This window comes from Robertkochia solimangrovi, assembly GCF_007279655.1.
GTDB classification, from domain to species: domain Bacteria; phylum Bacteroidota; class Bacteroidia; order Flavobacteriales; family Flavobacteriaceae; genus Robertkochia; species Robertkochia solimangrovi.
Genome location: NZ_QKWN01000008.1, coordinates 259,615 through 281,273, shown reverse-complemented (window position 1 = coordinate 281,273; position 21,659 = coordinate 259,615). Strand labels below are relative to the sequence as shown.

The window sequence follows — 21,659 nt, the reverse complement described above, 5'->3', positions numbered from 1 at the left end:
CTGGCTTTACTTATTCTTCGGTCACCACTCCTTTGGTGGTCATAATTACCGGCTTGATGGTACCATCCGCATTGTACTCCAGTTTGTCGATGCAAACTGATCTGCTGAAACTCCCGCCATCGGTCTGAATACCTCCATTATGATAAATAAAATAGGTTTCGCCTTTGAAGTCGATGATCGCCTGATGATTCGTGTTACTATTTCCTGCTATTTCATTGATTATGCCTTTGTAGGTATAAGGCCCTTCCGGCTTATCTCCCATTGCATAGGCGATACGCTCCGGAAACCCGACGGCAAAAGACAATAAATATTTATCTCCATTCTTCTGGATCCAGGGAGCTTCAGTGAAAGGAAACTCCATCTCCCCCTGAATATCTACCATTTTAATCCCATAGTCTTTATCGTAAGAGATCATATCTTCGTTCAATTTAGCCACCCAACAGGCGCCATTACCCCAATAGATCCAGGCTTGCCCATCATTATCGATAAACACGGTAGGATCGATGGTTCGCCAACTATGTGTCTTCCCAAAACTATCCTCATTGGTAAATAATGGCTTCCCAATTGCGTCCTTGAACGGACCTTCCGGTCTGTCAGATACCGCAACACCGATTCCGGTGGTTTGTGAACTCGTATACCAGTAAAACTTACCGTTACGCTCGATAACCTGACTCGCCCAAGCCGCATTCTGTTCTCCCCATTTAAAATCGGAAGCTTTCAGCGGAGTTTCATATTCCCAGAAGGTCTTCATATCAGTGGTCGCAAAAACACACCAGTTTAGGATATTGTAACCTCGTTGCCCCCCTTCAAAATCCTCTCCGGTATAAATGTATAGAGTGTCCTTATGTACCAGGGCAGCAGCATCGGCCGTATATTTATGGGTTACAATCGGATTCCCCAGTGGTTTCCAGGTATGAACGATCTTTGATTCAGAATGCTGAGCGTGCACAGAAAAAGTGGCGCCGGCGGTGAAAACCATCGCTCCTAAGAAGAGGTTTTTGAGATTCATGTCTGTTATTTTAAGTATGTTTAAGTAGTTAATCCCCTCTTTTAAGGGAATCAAACGATTTAATTCCAAAAGTAGGAAACCCCGTAGATTCAGAAAAATATTTTAAGTGTTAAAATAACATTTATCATCAATATCGGTCAAATCTATTCGCAACCGTATAGCGGTAAAGCGGTAAAGTAGTAAAAAAGGAAAGTGGTAAAGCTGGAAAGCAATAAAGCAGCAAACAGAAAACGAAATATGGTATGTTGAGTTCCGTTTTCTGATTCACTGCTTACTACTTATAGCCTATTTAATGAAACTTATAATCAGTCTGGGGTACCGTGGAAAAAGAATATATTCCTAAGGATTCACAATAGGCCCTGCCGTCAATATCCGGGGATACCGGTGAGTGTTCCTTCAGGTACTCTTCTACAACTTCATGGATCGAATAAGCCTTCACTTCCACTTCCTTCACATCGGGCATTCGACAAAGATTATCAATCGGATCTCCCGGGCGTACACAGGCGGAAATGGAATAGTATTCGTCATCTGCCATCGGCCTATCTTTTACGGTGATCGAAATGATTCGATCTCCCATTTCGTTCTGACTATCGAACAGCACCTTCATTCCTGAAAATCGTATCAGCCACCCTCCGAATCGCTCCGTGGGATCTTTGGAAAACACATTGTTCATCTCCTTCTCCAACCATTCCCTGATCTGTTTTCCTGTCGCCTTTCCGGTTTTCACCTTTTCATTAACGGGAATCATGTTCCAGAGGTTTGCACGCGTTATTGGTGCCGGTTCTCCGCTTACCGGAACAATCGGGTTCCCGAACCTGAACCCGTTCGAAATGGAGATATCCACTCCCGTTTTCCATCGCGCAGCATCGGTAATCAGATTATCCATAGGGTTTTCCACGGTAAGATACCTGAACATCGGCGTTTTGGTATACCCAATTACCGTTTCCAGGTATGATTTATAGGGTGCTTTGGCATTATCTATGATCGCCTGAGTCTCCTCATCCGGTGGATATTGTGAAGGATCCACATCCAGTAATTCATATTCATCCTTCACCAATTTCCCATCCACAAACTTCAGCGTGAGTTTACCTACAAAGGATCCAAAAGCCCCTGGTTCGGTCACCTTTGCATACTTCCCCTGAATCGTCTTACGAACCCTTTCATGGGTATCGTTCCCAAGTATATAATCCACATTCTCGGCAATACGATCACTGGCGAGTTCCACCTGTTTAAAAATTCCGATATGGGTCACCAGAAATAACACATCCAATTTTTGCTCGACCTTTAGGGTATCAAGAAGGGACTTCAAATGATCATCGAGTCCGCTAAATTCGATCCCTTTGCTAAATATCGGGTTTTGACGAACCGGCACATCCGGATCATTGATCCCAACAAAACCGATGCGAATACCTTCGATCTCCTTAACAGAAAAAGGAGGAAACAGGGCTGCTTTACCCTGTTCATGAAACATATTCTGAGCGATTACATCCGTGTCATATGCATTCATGATTTCAAGCATGATTTCCTTTCCGTAAACCACTTCCCAGTTTCCCGGAATGATCACATCATATCCCAGGTTATTGATGATCTCCGGAAAGATCCTGCCTTCTGATAAGGTCGCATAACCACTCCCTTGTATCAGATCTCCTCCATCGACGATCAGCGTACGTCCGGGGTTTGCCTCGCGCTCTCTTTCAAAGAGTGTCTTTATACTGGCAAGACCTCCCCGTTCTTTATAAACGATCTGTTCGTTTTCCCAAAAAAGTTCCGGATGCGGATCGAGTTGTCCGTGGATATCTGCGGTCTGTAAGATCGAAATACGCAAAGTATCCGAACCCTCTTCAGCTGCCTTTCCCGTCTCCTTTATTTCGGTTTTACAGGATATGACCAACAGGGCTGTCAGAAATATTAGATAAAAGCCTTTTATAGCAACTTTTCCGATTATCATAAGATTTCCTATTTTCCTGTTCATAAGCTTATATTGTAATACCCTTCTTTTTGAAGTTGCAGATAATACAGGATCCCGTTTTCAACCGTTTCGATCTCTGCCGGAATTTTGGATGTATCTACCTTAAACTTCTCCAGGGAAAATCCACAGGCTTTGATCTCAACACCCGCCGCTTCGGCTGCTTGCAAAAAAGGACCTATTTTTTCTGCCTGTGTGATCCCACCGATCTCACTACCACATAAAATTACCTGAAAATCACCAAAATCTGTCTCATTTTCGGCTTTAAGCGCTACGGCGGAAAGAATTATAGGTTTTAATTGCTCAATTTTTTTGGTCAGTACCACATAATTCTCTTTCCCGGTATCTGATTGCTGAGCCTTACTCTCAGTAGCCAGGACTAATGTAAATAACGAAAGGATGGAATAATATATAAAAGTTTTCATTTTGTTCTATTTTAAAAGTTTTTCGGTATCATTTATACTAAAAAAAAGGAGTCCGCCAAGGATGGCAATATTTTTAAATAAGGGGCCCAATGTCTCTATTTGCCCCACCTGTATCGTCAGGGTGATCGGGATCAGGACTGCAATAAGTACCCTCGCTGTCCATTGGGTCTTATAGCCAAACAAAAAAAATACTCCTGCAATGAGCATGATCATCCCTGAAAGAATGACCAGCCAGTCCGGATTTCCAAAATAATATACAATATCACCAAAACTGGCTGAGGCTATTCTTTGTGCCGTCTTTTCAGTATGCCACAAGTGATTGAAACCAGCAACGATAAATATACCACTGACCAATACCCGTAACCATTTAACCGAACGACTGTTTACTGAAATAATTGTCGTCATAAAAATAATTAGGTAGTTAAACACATTGTACTAAACGGATACTGACTATTTCCCGTCTGGGCCAAAATAATTCCCAGAATTTGGAATTGCGAATCCGTAATGTTGAAAAAAGTATCAGGAAATACGAGGAGGTGGGGATGGATTATCCAATGAGTGGTTCCAAAGCGCCTCTGTAAACCCTTCCTCGATCTTGAATCTTGATCTTTTGATAAGAATATTCCAGTTTACAATAGGAATAACACAATTAGAGGCACAGAATCCACTTAACGCATAGTGGTCCAATCTCTTTGATGAAGTATCATTAAAGGAAAAGGATTCCTTTGAAATTAGTGAAGCATTCTTCTTTTTACAATGCGGATTCACATAGGTGATACCACCATCGTTGAAGAATAAATTTAGTCCGTTTGCATCTATGGCTATAAACTTTGTTAGAAAAACAAAGGTCAATAACAGCGATATGTTCGGTGAGCATCTCAACTTGAATTCAAAAGTACACGGCTCAATTCAAAATATGTGTAACCATTGTTACACAAATAGTGTAAATTTCCGTCAATTAATCGATCCTAATCTGATCAGGAAAACGACCAATCCAGAATTATTTTTCCAATAGGTTTGTCTTGCTCCATGCATTGATGTGCAGCAATCACATCGTGGTAAGGAAACACCTTATAAATAATCGGTTTAAATTTTCCAGCTTCGATGATCGGCCAGATCTTTTGCGTGATCACTTCTGCAAGTCGCTTTTTATATTCATAATCCCTTGACCGTAGTGTGCTTCCCGAGATCGTTAAGCGCTTTATCATCATTTCCCAAATATCAAGCGTGACATTCTTACCGCCCTCTGCGTTGATATGAATCAATCTGCCATCCTCATTCAGAATATTGATATTCTTTTGAAAATAAGGTCCTGCGATCATATCGAGTATGACATCTACACCCGCTGCTTTTAATTCCTCTTCAAAATCCTGAGTGTTATAATTGATACAGAGATCTGCCCCCAATTCGTAACAAAATTTGATTTTCTCCTCGGTTCCTACTGTCGTCACGACTTTCGAGCCCAAGGCTCTGGCAATCTGAATGGCCGTCACTCCGATACCACTACTACCTCCATGAACCAGTAAAGTTTCACCGGGAAGCAACTGTCCGCGTTCAAAGATATTAGACCAAACGGTAAAAATAGTTTCGGGAAGACCGGCGGCTTCTATAAAATTTAATCCTTGGGGAATTGGTAAACATTGACCTTCCCTTACCGCTACATATTGTGAATAACCCCCACCGGAAAGTAAGGCACAAATCTTATCCCCCTTTTTCCATTGAGTTACTGCTGCACCACATGCCACTACAACACCGGAAACCTCGAGACCGGGAATTTCTATGTCCGTACTTTCCTGAACTTTATATTTGCCCTGGCGCTGAAGAATATCACTTCTATTGATTCCCGAAGCCTTTACTTCGACAATCACTTCATCAATCTCAGGAACCACCTCAGGTAATTCTATGATCTTCAAAACCGCTGCATCACCATACACCGGAATGGTTATAGCTTTCATACTTCCGTAACTTTTTAAAATGGCATATTGTATTTACCGTAGATCGCCAAATTCTCGATACTTTTCGCAAAAAGCGGGGTCTCCTCATGATTATGAGCATCGGAAGCTTCCTGTCTTGCCTTTGCAGCAGCATCCAGCGTTATATCATGTTCTTCAATAAATTTAAGAAATTCCGGAGTGGCGGTTGCATGAATCGTATTGGTATATTTTGAGGTAAGGTCATCAATTCTTTCCGCTTTCAATTCCCAAAGCACCTGAACTTTAGATCTCCCGGCAGCCGTAATGGTATCAGACACCGATAACATACGACAGTAATCAGGACGAGATTCAGAAAATACATAATGTTGAATTACCAGAGCGTTGCCAACGTATTCAACATTCACAGACATAGGGGTACCTTCATAATTAGTGGTAACTCCGGCTGCAATATGATTTACTGAACAACGCTGATACTCGGCATCAGGAAGGTGCAATAACCAATCTGTGATATTTATTTTTTCGATCGGAGCATTGATTACAGCAGAAACTTGCGATGCTGACAATGCGTTTTTTGAAGTTTGTAAAATTTCCATCTTTCTGTTATTTAATTATTTACCTCAAAGTTCTTTTAAATAAATCAATCGTAAAAATGTTATATTTAGATAACACCAATCGAAAAATTCGATTAATATTGATACTTTTTTTAAATTTTAAAGATGGAACTCAGGCAATTGAAATATTTCGTGAGTGCTGCCGAACATTTAAACTTCACCAAGGCAGCAGATCATTTGTGTATCACACAAAGTACCTTATCACATCAAATAAAGGAACTGGAGAATTCCTTAGACTCACTTCTATTTGACAGGGTAGGTAAACGTGTCATACTTACGGAAGCAGGCATTACATTCTTCCACTATGCGAAGAAGACTCTGCAGCAGGCAGCAGAAAGCAAACAGGCTTTGGTGGATCTTAAAGAAGTAAGAGCCGGGAACCTATGCATCGGTGCTACCTATGGCCTGACAGCGCTGCTCATTGAAACGATCAATACGTTTAATCAAGAATATCCCGGTATTAAGCTTCAGATCATATTTGGCTCGACCACAGACCTGCTAAAAAAACTGGAAGAATTTGAAATAGATTGTATGCTTTCATTTTTACCGGTTTCAAACCCATACAAAAGCATCATTACCAGTCGTCTTTTCGCTGCACAACTTTCACTAATCCTTCACAGGTCTCATAACTGGAGTAAATTAAAGAGAATTTCTCTGCAAAAAATCTCAGCACTGCCTCTGGCCCTGCCATCTCCCAGTTACAGCATCAGAAACTTTTTAGATGATGTATTACATAAGAGTGCCTTGGAACTACATGCTACCATAGAAATCAATGATATACACAGCCTTCTGGAACTCGCTAATACCAAAAAGTGGAATACAATCCTGATGAATAGTTCCTTATTTGATTTTGATGACCTCAAAGCCATACCTATTAAAGGCAAAAACATGACCCGTGAAGCTACCATCACTGTAGCAGCGGAGATCTATCAGAAGAAGGCATTACTCGCTTTTCAGGAGATCCTACTCCATAAGAGCATGTATTACAACCGGTAAGCTTTTCTTAGGCCAATATCAAAATAGTCACGAATTCGAGCAGTACTAATCCATAAACTCCGAAGGAGTCATATTATACTGCTTATGGAAATTTCTCCCGAAACTGGTCTGAGAACGGTACCCTACTTCCTCAGATACCTCATAGACCTTCATGTCTGTGGTCTTTAACAGGAACGCCGCTTTTTTTAGTCGGCTCGTATTGATGAGCTCGTTTGGCGACATATCTGAGATCTCCTTGATCTTACGATATAAGGTTGCCCTGCTCATGTTCATTCTGGAGGCCAGTGATTCTACATTCAGTTCCGGATCTCGCATGTGCTCATCGATCACCTGATCTAACCTTGATAAAAAGCTCTTGTCTGCCTCTGAAAAGGAAATCGATTTTAAATGTGCCAACGGTGAATTGCTGTAATGCCCTAATATCGACCTTCTGTTTTCAAGCAGATTCGAAACCTGTACCTGTAAATGCTCCATCGAAAAAGGTTTGGAAATATAGGCATCAGCACCTGATTCAAGTCCTTCTATCTTAGCACTCAGGGCATTTTTCGCGGTTAACAGGATCACCGGAATATGATTGGTCTTTACATCCCCTTTGATCTGCTTGCACAGCTCTATTCCGTTCTTTGCTGGCATCATCACATCGCTGATCACCAGTTGTACATCGAACTCTTCGATACACCTTACCGCTTCTAATCCATTCTTTGCTTTAACGACTTTATAGAATACAGCCATTTCTGTGGCGATGAATTCAGCCAGTTCATCATTATCTTCAGCGATCAGAATAATTGGAGCACTTTTATCAAATCCGACCTTCTCGATCTCCTGGCCTTCTCTCCGGGTATAGGTTTCTGAATTGATCGTCCGGAACTCATCTTCCTGATGAATAGGCATCGTCAGCAAAAAAGTATTCATTCGCTTATCATTGAATTCGATAGACAAATTACCATTGTGTAGTTCCGCAAGGGAGTGAGAAAGTGAAAGTCCGATCCCACTTCCGGTAGCGGAATCATCTTCATCAGGAATTCGGTAGAAAGGTTCAAAAATACGATGCTTAAGATCCGGGGAGATCAATTTACCATCATTCTTGACGATAATACTGAATTCACATTCCCTTTGTATCAGCTCTACTTCTATCAGCGAATGGGAATACTTCACGGCATTGCTAAAGAGGTTACTCAATATTTTTCTTATCGCTTCTTCATCAACATAGGCATAGACATCCTCACGGGGTCGCTTTATATTGAATTCGAGATCCTTTTCCTGGATCAACTGACTGAAACGAATATAGGTATCCTGAAGCATTTCGGTAATATTTACCTTGATGAACGTGAGACGAACATTCTTCATTTCGGTCTTTCTAAAATCCAACAACTCGTTAACCAGATTCAGTAATCTTGAGGTGTTCTTGTCCATGATCCCAAGATTTTTCGGAATCTCAGGAGATTTGTAGGAATTCTTCAATAACTTCTCCAGCGGACTTTTGATAAGGGTTAATGGTGTGCGTATCTCATGTGCGATATTGGTAAAGAATTCGATCTTTGCCTGATAGATCTCTTTTTCCTTTTGACTTTCCAGCTGTCTGATCTTACGGTTATGCTTGTTCTTATTATAACGGTGGTAATATCTTAATAAGAAATACACCAGAACCAGGAATAAACAGGCATAGATAAAATACGCAGTTTTACTGGCTAACATCGGTGGTAAAATTTCGATATTCAACGCCTTGCTTTCATTACTCCAGACACCATGATTGTTCAACGCTTTCACTTTAAAGACATAATCGCCTGCAGGCAGTTCTGTGAAGCTAACCCGATGACTTTTACCCACAGGGATCCAGTTATCATTCAACCCTTCAAGCTTATACCAGTATTTAGTCATCTCCGGTGCGGTGTATGTTAAGGATGCAAATTCCAGACTAAAGGTAGATTGTGCAGGATTCAGTGTGATTCCTTCTTCAAAAGATAACGACTGAGATAGCGGAGAATTCACATCATGAACATTAACCTCCTTGTTATCTATTTGCAGGTCGTTTATATAAATAGGCGGATGATAGTCATTCTTGATAAATTCTTCAGGATTAAAACTGATCATACCATTTACACTGCCGAAATACATTTCTCCCGACTCATCCCGGAAACCGGAACTGTAGTTGAATTGATTACTCAGCAATCCGTTGGATTTGGTGTAAATATTGAGTTTTTCATCATCTGGATTATATTCGACGATTCCGCTTGAAGTACTGATCCAGAGATCGTGATCTTTATCTTCAAGTATGGAATAGGTCACATTACTCGGAAAGCCATCCTCCCTTGAGATCCTTTGGAACTCCTTCTTTACAGGATCATAGAGATTTAGTCCATTCTCAGTGGTGATCCACAAACGGTCTTTTGAGTCCTGAAAGATTCCATTGATGACGTTCGAACTCAAACTCTTCGGATCGTGACGATCATATTTAAAAAATCCTTTTTCACCAGACTTGGGATTATAATAATATAATCCATCCCAATAGGTGCCTGCCCAAAGTATTCCGTCTTTGTCTTCCAGCAAATACGTATAATGGTACATTTCAGGAAAACCTTTCACTACTTCAAAAGACTGTTGAGCTTCCAGATAACGATGAATTCCGGAAGAAGTCAAAACATAGAGATCCTTATTTGCAGTTTCATAGATATAGAGGATAAAATTACTACGGAGTCCGCCACCATACTCTCCCGTACCGAAATGTCTGATCATAGCTCCGGTCTGAATATTCATAATGTCAAGTCCGTGCTCAAAGGTCCCTATCCAAAGCTCATTCTCCCTTGCCAGCAGCCCGTGAATATTATAATGCGAAATCTTTCCTTTATTTCGTACTGAGGCATAATTATCGAACTTCCCGGTTTTCGGATCAAGTCGGTTAAGGCCGGCATCTTCGGTACCGATCCATAAATATCCGTATTGGTCCTTTTGAATTTCCCGAACAGCATTCCCACTGATGGAGTTTTCTCCCACCCGCGGAAAATACCGACTAAAGGGAGTGAATTGCTTCTGGAAATAATTAACCCCACCAAAATAGGTGGCGATCCAGACACCACCTTCCTTATCCTGCACCAACGAATAGATGGCATTATCGGAAAGTGAGTAAGGGTTATTATAGTTCTTTTTATAATTTCTGTAGGTCCCTTGTTGCACATCGTAAATAAAGATCCCTGATTCACTGGCCACCCAGAGCTCACTTTCATTTTTCTTTAAAAACCCACGAACAAATAATGGATTCTCCGCCTCCCTTAGTAATAGTTCCGTTTGGTTTCGGGGAATATCATAGACCAGCGCCCCATTGTTCTTGGTTCCAATATAGATGGTATCCTGATCAAGTGAAGCATTAATTTCTGTGATGATTACCTCATCATCATAGTTTAGGTTAACCCGTTGAAAAGAATGGTTATCCGCAACGAAACGATATAAGGCAGAAGAGGAAGATACAAAGATGTCTCCGGAAGGGCTCGAGGAAATGAAGGATGCATAGAATTGTTTAAAGACTTCTTCATCTTTCGTGACGGTCTTCAAAGATCGTCGATGCAATTCTCCGGCAGCACTAAACCACAGATTGCCCTCTTCATCATTGGTTATATCCAGTATCGGTTGATCCTTGGTACTTTCGATCAACGTGAATGATTCAGTCTGTTCATTATATTCGAACAAACCGGTATCGGTACCTACCCAAAGTACATTTTCATATTCGTGCAGGCAACGGATAAAATTACTTCCGATACTGGTCGTGTCACCCGTCTGATGCTGGAAGATCTTATAATTATATCCATCAAATCTGTTGAGTCCGTCTTTAGTTCCAAACCACATAAAACCCCGGTGATCCTGCAACATACTGATGACCGTATTATGCGATAAACCATCTTCTACCTTATACTGTCGGAAAGAGAGGCTTTGCCCATAAATGAAACAAAATGGTAATAGAAATAAAAGGCTTAATATTCTTTTCATAGGTGCTTAAACACGGTTAAATAAGCGTTCTCTGTTAACTCCAGGCGATCTGAGGCAAAATTTCGAATCGATCTCAATAGGCATCATTTGATATATACAAAACACGTTATTTCCGATGAGACGCTAAGAATCAGACCGTATCATAATTCAACAATTTGATTCAAAAACAAGGTTACTACAACGTTTTCTTAAAATTGATCCATTTTGAACAAATAATGAAACGGTTCTCGTACTCATTTTAGACTAGAAATAATCTACTTTGAAAAACGAAGAGTTGACAATTAAATACACTTGAATTTTTTGATTTCTCAAAATAAACACTCTTAAAATATGAAACACACAATTCAAGTCTAATTCAAATTAACTAAAAAAGATTGTATTGCTTCAGCTTCTTCGTCAATTTGTTTCATAACTCAAACTAACATTAAAAATTTCTAAATGAAATTCTATGAAAACTTATTTACGTTTTGAATTTAAGGTAATTGCATTCCTGACATTCATGGTTTTCAGTATTCAAAGCATCGCTGCTCAGAATACGGAAGTCACGGGAACGATTACCGCAGAAGATGGAAGTCCTATACCCTACGCAAATGTCGTGGTAAAAGGTACTTCAACAGGAACCTCGGCTGACTTTGATGGTAATTATTCCATTACAGTTATCGGAGACCAAACACTGATCTTTAGTTATATCGGATACATCACTCAGGAAGTTCCGGTAAACGGCCGTTCAGAGATCAATATTCAGCTTATCGAAGACATCGCTTCCCTTGAGGAAGTTGTGGTGGTTGGATATGGTACACAGCAAAAGAAGGATCTTACCAGTGCTATTTCGGTAGTTCAGTCAGATCAGATCCAAAAAAGACAGACTACAACCGTTGCGGAAAGTCTCCAGGGACTCGCCTCCGGGGTTAACGTACGTGGTGGTGGTCAGCCAGGACAAGAAGCTAAAATCGAGATCCGGGGTTTAAAAAACCTCCAGAATGCGAATCCGCTTTATGTTATCGACGGACTTGTAACCACGGCGAACAGAGACTTTAACCCTAATGATATCGAATCGATTCAGATTCTTAAGGATGCGGCAGCTGCAGCGATCTACGGATCCAGAGCAGCAAACGGGGTGATTATCATCACCACCAAAAAAGGTCGTCAGGGTCCGCTTCAGATCACTGCGAGCTCGAAACTGAGCATCACGGAGATCCCGAGATATGATATCGCTGGTCAGGAAGAATTCGTTCGTCTGAACAATATGGCGTATGATAATGCAGGAATCCCAAGACAAGATCTCGATCTCTCCGTAAATACCGACTGGCAGGATGAAGTGTTCCGTACCGGACTCATTCAGGATCAGAATGTGAGTTTCGCCGGTGGTGGTGAAAATTCATCCTATTTCATTTCCGGAAACTATTTCGGTAATCGGGGAACCGTGATCTCCACCGATTTCGACAGAATCTCATTTCGAGTAAATTCCAGTGGAAAGAAAGGTATCTTTAGTATCGGTGAGAATCTGGCTCTTTCTAAATCCTCTGCGAATGAGATCGGAGGATCTGATGGATTCAGAGGAAACCCATTCTTTGATGTGGTACGCCTCTTCCCTACCATTCCTGTATATGACGAAGCCAATCCGGGCGGATATGGTTATGGTAAATCAGGAGTGGCCAATACGTTTGCTGCGAACCCGGTAGCGATCGCAAACCTCATCGATCAGGAAACGGAGAATTTTAGAATCCGTGGTAACATCTGGTCTGAGATCGATCCTTTCCCATGGTTAAAATACCGTTTCAACTTCGGTTACGAAACCAGTTTCGATGACTATCTCTACCTGAGAAGAGAAGGTAACTGGACCTTAAATCAACCTTACGAACAATCTTTTACCAATCAGAACAAGGCGCAATCAGAAACCTTGCTGTTTGAAAACACCCTTACTTTCAAAAAAGAGTTCGGCAAGCATGACCTGACTGTTCTTCTCGGTACAACTTATCAAAGTGACCGATATGAGCAGATCAACGGATTGAAACGAAATCTTCTCGTAAATCCGAATACCGGCGAATACTTCGACGTACTCGACCTTGGTGATCAGGCTCAGGTGGGTGGTTTCAGAAATGAAGCAACACTCCTCTCCTATCTCGGAAGATTCGAATATAACTATGATGATAAATATTTGCTGAATGTGGTTTTCCGTAGAGACGGATCCTCAAGATTCAGCGATGAGAACAAATGGTCTAACTTCCCTTCGGTATCTCTCGGATGGCGTCTGACCAATGAAAATTTCTTTAATGTAAAAGAAATAAGCGACTTTAAACTTAGAGCTAGTTATGGTGAACTAGGGAGTGGTAACATCGGTAATTACGAGTACCAGGGATTCATCAATACTTTTGGTGCGATCGTACTCGGGAACGGACAAACCCTCTACCCTTCAGCTACTCAGGTTAGACTCGCGAATTCGGAATTGCGTTGGGAAACACTGAAACAGACCAACATCGGTTTCGATATGGGATTATTCGATAACAAACTTCAGATCACAGCCGATTACTTCATCGCTCGTACAGAAGATGTATTGTTCGGTTTCCCCATCCTGCTTTCAACCGGTAATGACGGTGGAAACCCGATATCGAATGCAGCAACCGTAGAAAACAAAGGTTTTGAATTCAATGCTGCCTATCGTCAACAGGTGAACGACAAGTTCAGCTTCAATGCTTCTGTCAATTTCACCACTCTGAATAATAAACTGGTTTCTTTGGGTAACGGACTCAATGAAAGTATTCAGGGAAACACCATTACCCGCTCAGGAGAACCGGTAGGTATGTGGTATGTATTACAAACTGACGGACTTTTCCAAACACAGGAAGAGATCGATAATTACACTAACTCCAGCGGTGATGTGATCATGCCGAATGCACAACCGGGGGATATCAGATTCGTTGACCTCAATGACGACGGACAGATCACCAATGAAGATAAAAGTGTAGTTAGCAGTCCGTGGCCAGACTTCGAAATGGGCTTGAATGCAGGCTTTGAATATGGAAATTTCGATTTCTCGATGAACTGGATCGGTTCTTTCGGAGCTGAGATCTATAACGGATACCGCAGTGTCGTTGACAGATTCGATGATGACAGCAATTACCGATCAGGTATTCAGCCTTGGACTCCGGAAAATCCAAATACCGATTTCCCAAGGATCGTAAAAGGAACCACACTGAATTCCAGAGGGGATTCAGACAGATGGCTGGAGGACGGAAGCTTTGCAAGACTAAAATACATAGGAATCGGATATAATATCCCGGTAAATACACTGGAACGTATCGGATTTACAAAAGCAAGAATCAGTCTTTCTGCTCAAAACATCATAACGATCACAAAATACGAAGGTCTGGACCCGGAGTTCAGCAATCCGAACATTTTCCAGAGAGGAGTTGATTTTGGTTCATACCCGAACCTGCAGACTTATTCGATCGGAGTAGAAATCGGTTTCTAAATAAAACTTATTCATGATGAAAAAATTAATAATAATAACAGTAATGATAAGCTCCTTGCTTTCCCTTACCGGATGTAGCAAGGAAGAGCTGGAGCTCGATAACCCGAACGCTCTGACGACAGATCAGTTCTGGGTGACCCCCAATGATGCGGAACTGGGAGTTAATTCCATCTATGCCATGTTTTACAAGGACGGTCTGTGGCCAAGATGGATCTACTTCCGTCTCGATCTGACCTCAGATGAAGGTTTTAGCCAAAGTCCGTGGGTAGAACTTGCAGACTGGACCCGTTTCAATTATATCAACTATAATTTCTGGGAAGGTAATGCAGTAACCTGGAGAGATTCCTATAAAGCTATTTTCCGTGCGAATCAGGTACTTGCTTATGTACCGGAAATAGAGTTTACCGATAATGCGAGAAAAGCTCAGATCCTGGCAGAAGCCAAATTCCTCCGTGCATTGCACTACTATTACGCAGGTCTGCTTTGGGAAAATATCCCGATGGTTCTCGAACCTTCAAAACCGGATGACCTTCCTATGCAGGTATCCAAGGAAGAAGTTTTTGCTCAAGTGGTAACCGACCTTAATGAAGCCTTTAATGACCTGCCTTTGACATGGAATGCCGAAAATACCGGGAGACCTACCAAAGGAGCCGCTAAAGCCATGCTCGCCAAGGTTTATATGCAACAGCACAAATGGGACGAAGCGAAAACCGCATTAGACTTCCTCGTGATCGGAGAAGGTGCTCAATATAGCTTAGTCGATAATTATAAAGATAATTTTACCGACCTCAATGAAAACAATTCTGAATCGGTTTTTGAGATCCAATTTGGAGATCAGCGTCGTGGAGGTACCGGGGAAGATCCTAACGCATCGGTTTCCAGTACAAGAGCTCAGTTCTTTGCTCCAAGAGGTATCGGATGGTCTGACGGACAAGCAAGATTCTGGTTGGTAGATGCCTTCAAGCAGGAAACAACGACCGATGGTCAGTTGGATCCAAGATTGCAACATACCCTATTCTATCCTGAACTTACTGCCGATTTTGGAGATTTGATTTACGGAAGAAGCTGGGAATGGGGACAAGATGAAGCCTGGTTCAGAAAAGGGGCCAGAGATTATAAGAGAAATAACGAAGACTATTATTCGGAAGTAAACTGGCGTATGATCCGTTATTCGGATATCCTGCTGCGTTATGCGGAAGTATTGAATGAACTCGGTTTGACGGCTGATGCCTATCAGTATGTGGATATGGTACGTGCCCGTTCTAATATGGCTCCGCTTGCTACCGCATATCCGGAGATCGGAACCGATCATGATCTCTTCCTGGATAGATTGAAAACGGAACGCGTTCTGGAACTTGCCGGAGAAAGTGTTCGATGGGAAGACCTGAAAAGATGGGGAGATCTAGATTCACAATCTTCAGTGGATGAGATCGCACAAAGAGATCCCGATTTCAAAAACTTTGAAGTTGGCAAGAATATTCGCTTACCAATACCTCAGGTTGAAGTTGAAAACAATCCAAATCTGGAACAAAACCCGCAATATTAATAACTGTTCCCTGATGTGTCGTACTTCTGCACATCAGGGAATTTTTTAAAAACAACATATGAAAAAGATCAATTTTTTTATTCCTCTATTGCTGCTCTGCATCATTGCAGGATGTAAACAGTCGGCAAAGAATACAGAGGATATAGCAGAGGAAACCACCGTTGAGACCACAACACCAAGAGAGATCTGGAGCAAAGAAAAAGCCAATGAATGGTATGCAGCTCAGCCCTGGTTTGTCGGTGCAAACTTCAATCCGCGAACTGCCATCAATCAATTGGAGATGTGGCAGGAAGATACTTTCGACCCGGAAACAATAGACCAGGAACTCGGATGGGCAGAAAATATCGGTATGAACGCCATGCGTGTATACCTTCATGATCTTGTTCATAAGAATGATGCTGAAGGAATGTATAAACGTATGGATCAGTTTCTGAAGATAGCTGACCAACATCAAATAAAGATCCTTTTCGTACTTTTTGATTCCTGCTGGGATCCCTTTCCAGAGGCAGGTAAGCAAAGAGCTCCTAAACCACATGTTCATAACTCAGGATGGGTTCAAAGCCCGGGGCAGAAGGCTTTAAAAGATGAGTCACAATATCCCAGATTGGAAAAATACGTTAAAGAGACCATCGCTCAATTTGCAAATGATGATAGAATTTTAGGCTGGGACGTGTGGAATGAACCCGACAATATGACCGGGCCTTCCTATGAAGCCGTTGAAATTCCTAATAAAGCTGCACTGGTATTACCGCTGTTAAAAAAGACCTTTGAATGGGCTAGATCCGTTAACCCAAGTCAACCCCTGACCTCAGGTGTATGGACAGGTGACTGGAGTGATCCGAATACCATGCAACCTATGCACACCATGCAACTGGAACAATCAGATATCATCACCTTCCACAATTACAGTGATCCTGCTGATTTTGAAAAGAACATCAAAGAACTTCAACGCTACGGAAAACCGATCATCTGTACCGAATATATGGCACGACCTAATGGAAGTACCTTTGCCGGATTTCTGCCTGTTGCTAAAAAATACAACGTAGGCATGATCAACTGGGGATTTGTAGATGGTAAATCACAAACGAAATATCCATGGGACAGCTGGACCAAAACCTATACGGCAGAGCCCGAAGTTTGGTTTCATGAAGTGTTCAGATCCAATGGAGAACCTTATGATCCTAAAGAAACACAACTGATCCGTGAACTCACATCAGAAGTGAACGGACAATAATCACGTGAGAGACACATGAAAGCATTAAAAATTTTGTTTTTTACACTTGGATTTTCAACCATGATGGCACAACAACCGGATCCTCCGGGTCAAGTGCCATCTGGTGAAAAGCCTGAAAATGAGGCATACCTATTTGCCCATATGACCCATGAAGATTATGGCAGTCTGTATTATTCCGTAAGCAAGGACGGACTCCACTGGCAAAATCTGAATGACGGAGAGCGAGTATTCGAAGCATATCACGGTCATCCGGATATCGTAAAAGGGCCTGACGGAAACTATTATATCGCCGGAAATGCGAGTGATGCTTCGCCTGATATCAACATATGGGTCTCAGAAGACCTTATCAGCTGGAAAAAACATTCGGTATATACGCCTGATCTTAAAGCAACTCCCGGATATAGCGAAGCACTACAACGAATCGGTGCTCCTAAATTATTCTACGATGAAGCTTCCGCGAGATTCATGATGACCTGGCATACCCCACATCAGGAGGGAAGTAAGGAAGATCCGGAAAGATACTGGGCAAGTCAGCGTACACTCTATGTTTTCTCCAAAGATCTCAAATCATTTGAAGGTCCACCAAAACGTCTCTTTGACTGGGATTTCGGGACGATCGATGTGATCATCCGAAAGGTCGGGGATAGCTATTATGCGATCCTGAAAGATGAGACCTATCCTACCTTGTACTGGCCGACCGGGAAAACCATTCGAATCGCAAGATCAGGTTCCTTAACTGGTCCTTATTCGCTTCCTGAAGACCCGATCAGTCCAAATTTCAGAGAGGCTCCAACGTTGATCCCCTCTCCTGACGGAAAGATCTGGTATATGTATTATGAGCAATATCCGGGGGTATCCTACGGACTTTCCATAGCGGATAATCTTAACGGTCCCTGGTATCAGGCCTCTGGCTATACCTTTTTCAGCGACTGGGATAAATACAGTTTACCTAAACAGGTTAGACATGGGTGCATGATCACAATCTCCGCTGAGGAATATGATGCTCTCGTTAAAAAATTCGGGATTTCCAGATAAACCACCGATCCGTAACTATGAAGGATTTGAAACAAACAATTTTTATATTTTTTGCATTTTTAGTGATCAGTTGTGCAAGTGATAGTTCAGGCAATCAGGATGAACAATTCCCTGAGGAGGCCGGGAGCGAACACCTTTACCTCGCCGACCCAACAATGCTGAATTATAATGGCATTTATTACCTCTATGGTACATCTCAGGGAAATCTGGAGAAGTACGGAAAAGGATTCCTTGTGTTTACTTCGGAGGATCTGACAGAATGGAATGGACCTGCCGGAAATGCCGATGGTTTTGCTTTAAGAGAAGCCAGTGCTTTCGGTACTGATGGCTTCTGGGCTCCCCAGGTATTTCGATATAATAACGTCTTTTATATGGCCTATACCGCTAACGAAAAGATTGCCCTTGCAACAAGCACTTCCCCATTGGGGCCATTCACTAATAGTGGGACTCCGATCGATAATACCATCAGTCAGATCGATCCGTTTATATTTTTTGACGATGATGGAAAAAAATATCTTTATCACGTAAGATTTGAGAACGGAAATAAAATATTCGTCGCTGAATTGAATGAAGATCTGCAATCTATCAAGGAAGAAACACTTACCGAGGTGCTGGCGGCAGAAGAACCCTGGGAAAATACTGCCGGTTCAGAATGGCCGGTTGCAGAGGGTCCAACGGTTTTTAAACGGGATAACACCTATTACCTGCTCTATTCCGCCAATGATTTCAGAAATCCGGATTATGCTGTAGGATACGCCACGAGTATGAGTCCTTACGGACCCTGGACAAAGGCGGAGAACGATCCGATCATTCATGGTGACAAGATCGGTGAAAGCGGTACCGGACATGGAGATCTGTTCTGGGATAATGATATGAACATGCATTACGTATTGCATACTCACTATTCCAAAAATTCGGTATTTCCAAGAATTTCAGGAATCGTGGAAATCGAATTAAATTCAGACGGGATAACGGTAAAAGATGAATCCTTTCTACCCTTGAACAGGATTATTAATTAATACTATTGAGATTTAAAATTTAGCTAGTTTATACAATATGAAGGATTTATTTTCTTTAATCATGGTTTTCTGCCTGTTAACCACAATGGCTTTTGCACAATCGGATACCTTTAAAAATCCGATACTTCCTTCGGGAGCAGACCCCTATAGCACTTACTACAACGGATATTACTATTACACTAATACCCTTCAAAACAGACTGGTGCTTTGGAAGACCAAAAATCTTGCAGATATTTCTAATGCTGAACATGTGACCATCTGGACACCCCCGGAAAATACGATGTATTCCAAAGAGATTTGGGCTCCGGAATTTCACATCATCGATGGAAAATGGTATGTCTATTTTGCCGCTGATGACGGAGACAACAACAACCACAGAATGTACGTTTTGGAAAACCGTTCAGAAGATCCGTTTAAAGGAACCTGGGAATTCAAAGGCAAGATAGCTGCAAAACCCGATCGCTGGGCCATCGATGGAAATGTTTTTGAATACCGGAATGAACTTTTCATGATCTGGTCCGGATGGGAAGGACATACCAACGGTCAACAGAACATCTATATTGCCAAAATGAAGAACCCATGGACCATCGATAATAACAGAGTTCTTATTTCACAACCTTATCATATCTGGGAAAAGCAGGGTGACCTTGATGATGAAATCAATCCTCCACACGTCAACGTAAATGAAGGTCCACAATATCTCGAACACAATGGAAAGATCTTCATCGTTTATTCCGCCAACGGATGCTGGACAGAATATTACTCTCTGGGACTTCTTGAGTTCACAGGTACCGATTTGCTGGATCCTGCTTCCTGGAAAAAACATGAGCAACCGATCTTTAAAAGATCCGTTGAAAACGGGGTATATGCGCCGGGACATAATTCATTCTTTAAATCTCCGGATGGGACAGAAGACTGGATACTCTATCATGCGAATTCAAACCCCGGTGACGGTTGTGGTGGAAAAAGGTCACCAAGAATGCAAAAGATAGGATGGAATGCCGATGGCACACCTGATCTTGGCATCCCGGTCTCTGAAGATACCGTGTTAAAGATTCCATCTCAAAAATAAACATCGATCAAATCAATTAGAATCATGAAACATTTCAGCCTCTTACTATTTGCAGTATTACTAACCCTGAACAGTAACTTAGTATCTGGTCAGGGTTTGGAAAATGATCAGATCTACCTGGCAGATCCAACCATTTTTAAAGACAATGACACCTATTATCTCTATGGTACAAAAGGAGATCCCCGCATCAAGGGTGAGGGCTTTCTTGTATACACTTCAAAAAACCTCAAAGATTGGTCCGGACCGGCAGGCGCTACCGAAGGATATGCATTGATAAAAGGGGATGCCTTTGGCACTAAAGGTTTCTGGGCACCACAGATCTTTAAACATAACAACCGATACTACATGGCCTATACAGCCGATGAACACATTGCTATAGCAACCAGTGATAGTCCGCTAGGTCCCTTTAGAAATGATGGAAAAGACCTGGAGGCTCCTGTTCGACAGATTGACCCATTCATCTTCTTTGATGAGGGAAAACCATACCTATATCACGTAAGACTTCAGGACGGGAACCGAATTTTTGTCGCGGAAATGACCTCAGACCTTACCGCTATAAAACCTGAAACACTCAAAGAATGCATCTATTCAGAAAAAGACTGGGAAGACACACAAAAGGTTGAATGGACCGTAGCAGAAGGGCCTACTGTTTTCAAACACAGCGGAACCTATTACCTGCTATATTCTGCTAACGATTACAGGAACCCCGATTATGCCGTAGGGTATGCTACCAGTAAGAGTCCCACAGGACCCTGGAAAAAAGCAAAAGACAGCCCGATCATCTCTTTGAAAAACACTGGAGAAAATGGGAGCGGACACGGTGACCTCATCATCGGCACAGACGGACAACTTTACTATGTGTTTCATACCCATCTTTCAAGTAAAGAAGTACACCCCAGAAAATCCGCCTTAACCAGACTTGAATTCAAAGGCAAAAAATTATTCAAGAAAAATGAAGAAGTGATCTGGATGAAAATTTCCGGAGCAGAATAAGCTTTTCGTCTGCTGCGCACTAAAAGCTTTCAACTCCAAAAATCAATGTGAAACAACCTTAAGCCCGATAATCGAACTGATCAAAGTGGTGATGAAGAAGATTCTCCAGAAGGTTGCCGGTTCTTTAAAAACCAGAATCCCGATCAAAACAGTACCTACTGCGCCAATACCTGTCCAAACCGCATAGGCCGTACCGATCGGCAAACTTTGAGTTGCCTTAATCAGGAGTCCCATACTGATGATCAGCGCAACTAAAAAACCACCATACCAAAGATACTTGACCTCAGTATCAATTTCCTTTGCTTTCCCCAGACAAAATGCAAAGACCACTTCGAAAAGGCCAGCGATGACCAATAAAATCCAGTTCAT

The 21,659-nt window shown here is 42.0% G+C and carries 17 protein-coding genes; 8 read left to right on the top strand and 9 right to left on the bottom strand.

The annotated features are described in order from the left end of the window. Window positions 1-10: 10 nt before the first annotated feature. The 7 genes from DMZ48_RS12800 to DMZ48_RS12770 form a co-directional block, all read right to left on the bottom strand. On the bottom strand, window positions 11-1,009 hold the full coding sequence (locus DMZ48_RS12800; protein ID WP_143955545.1) for a glycoside hydrolase family 43 protein: 999 nt from the start codon (window positions 1,007-1,009) through the stop codon (window positions 11-13). A 289-nt stretch (window positions 1,010-1,298) separates the two neighbouring features. Then, window positions 1,299-2,957: a bifunctional metallophosphatase/5'-nucleotidase gene (locus DMZ48_RS12795; RefSeq protein WP_143955566.1), complete on the bottom strand. Its 1,659-nt coding sequence runs from the start codon at window positions 2,955-2,957 to the stop codon at window positions 1,299-1,301. A 20-nt stretch (window positions 2,958-2,977) separates the two neighbouring features. Further along, window positions 2,978-3,400: a DsrE family protein gene (locus DMZ48_RS12790; RefSeq protein WP_143955544.1), complete on the bottom strand. Its 423-nt coding sequence runs from the start codon at window positions 3,398-3,400 to the stop codon at window positions 2,978-2,980. Between the two features lie 6 nt (window positions 3,401-3,406). Then, window positions 3,407-3,805: a DoxX family protein gene (locus tag DMZ48_RS12785; RefSeq protein WP_143955543.1), complete on the bottom strand. Its 399-nt coding sequence runs from the start codon at window positions 3,803-3,805 to the stop codon at window positions 3,407-3,409. A gap of 114 nt (window positions 3,806-3,919) precedes the next feature. After that, a complete protein-coding gene (locus DMZ48_RS12780; RefSeq protein WP_143955542.1) occupies window positions 3,920-4,252 on the bottom strand; it encodes a hypothetical protein in 333 nt (110 codons plus the stop codon). A gap of 125 nt (window positions 4,253-4,377) precedes the next feature. After that, window positions 4,378-5,355, bottom strand: a complete 978-nt coding sequence (locus tag DMZ48_RS12775) for an NAD(P)H-quinone oxidoreductase (protein WP_143955541.1) — start codon at window positions 5,353-5,355, stop codon at window positions 4,378-4,380. A 14-nt stretch (window positions 5,356-5,369) separates the two neighbouring features. Next, window positions 5,370-5,927: a hypothetical protein gene (locus DMZ48_RS12770; protein ID WP_143955540.1), complete on the bottom strand. Its 558-nt coding sequence runs from the start codon at window positions 5,925-5,927 to the stop codon at window positions 5,370-5,372. Window positions 5,928-6,050: 123 nt separating this feature from the next. Between DMZ48_RS12770 and DMZ48_RS12765 the strand changes: the two genes are divergently transcribed. After that, window positions 6,051-6,941 (top strand): LysR substrate-binding domain-containing protein, encoded by an 891-nt coding sequence (locus DMZ48_RS12765; RefSeq protein WP_143955539.1) that lies wholly within the window; start codon window positions 6,051-6,053, stop codon window positions 6,939-6,941. A gap of 45 nt (window positions 6,942-6,986) precedes the next feature. Here DMZ48_RS12765 and DMZ48_RS12760 read toward each other — a convergent pair whose 3' ends face one another. After that, entirely contained in the window at window positions 6,987-10,919 is a 3,933-nt protein-coding gene (locus DMZ48_RS12760) for a hybrid sensor histidine kinase/response regulator transcription factor (protein ID WP_143955538.1), read from the bottom strand. A 448-nt stretch (window positions 10,920-11,367) separates the two neighbouring features. On the opposite strand from DMZ48_RS12760, the gene DMZ48_RS12755 reads away from it, so the two are divergent. Genes DMZ48_RS12755 through DMZ48_RS12725 form a run of 7 tightly spaced genes read left to right on the top strand, consistent with a single transcriptional unit; the run spans window position 11,368 to window position 21,290 of the window. Further along, on the top strand, window positions 11,368-14,391 hold the full coding sequence (locus DMZ48_RS12755; protein ID WP_143955537.1) for a SusC/RagA family TonB-linked outer membrane protein: 3,024 nt from the start codon (window positions 11,368-11,370) through the stop codon (window positions 14,389-14,391). Window positions 14,392-14,434: 43 nt separating this feature from the next. Beyond that, window positions 14,435-15,937, top strand: a complete 1,503-nt coding sequence (locus DMZ48_RS12750; protein ID WP_242009196.1) for a RagB/SusD family nutrient uptake outer membrane protein — start codon at window positions 14,435-14,437, stop codon at window positions 15,935-15,937. Window positions 15,938-15,995: 58 nt separating this feature from the next. Continuing rightward, the gene (locus DMZ48_RS12745; protein ID WP_143955536.1) at window positions 15,996-17,171 is read left to right on the top strand and encodes a cellulase family glycosylhydrolase; all 1,176 of its coding nucleotides are present in this window, start codon (window positions 15,996-15,998) and stop codon (window positions 17,169-17,171) included. A 15-nt stretch (window positions 17,172-17,186) separates the two neighbouring features. Then, a complete protein-coding gene (locus DMZ48_RS12740) occupies window positions 17,187-18,206 on the top strand; it encodes a glycoside hydrolase family 43 protein (RefSeq protein ID WP_143955535.1) in 1,020 nt (339 codons plus the stop codon). Window positions 18,207-18,223: 17 nt separating this feature from the next. Beyond that, window positions 18,224-19,225: a glycoside hydrolase family 43 protein gene (locus DMZ48_RS12735; RefSeq protein WP_143955534.1), complete on the top strand. Its 1,002-nt coding sequence runs from the start codon at window positions 18,224-18,226 to the stop codon at window positions 19,223-19,225. Window positions 19,226-19,262: 37 nt separating this feature from the next. Next, a complete protein-coding gene (locus DMZ48_RS12730; RefSeq protein WP_242009195.1) occupies window positions 19,263-20,297 on the top strand; it encodes a glycoside hydrolase family 43 protein in 1,035 nt (344 codons plus the stop codon). A 24-nt stretch (window positions 20,298-20,321) separates the two neighbouring features. Next, complete coding sequence (locus tag DMZ48_RS12725) at window positions 20,322-21,290, top strand: glycoside hydrolase family 43 protein (protein WP_143955533.1); 969 nt, start codon at window positions 20,322-20,324, stop codon at window positions 21,288-21,290. 42 nt (window positions 21,291-21,332) lie between these two features. Here the strand turns inward: DMZ48_RS12725 and DMZ48_RS12720 are convergent, their stop codons facing one another. Further along, window positions 21,333-21,659, bottom strand: coding sequence for a DMT family transporter (locus tag DMZ48_RS12720; protein ID WP_143955532.1), 327 nt, complete (start codon window positions 21,657-21,659; stop codon window positions 21,333-21,335).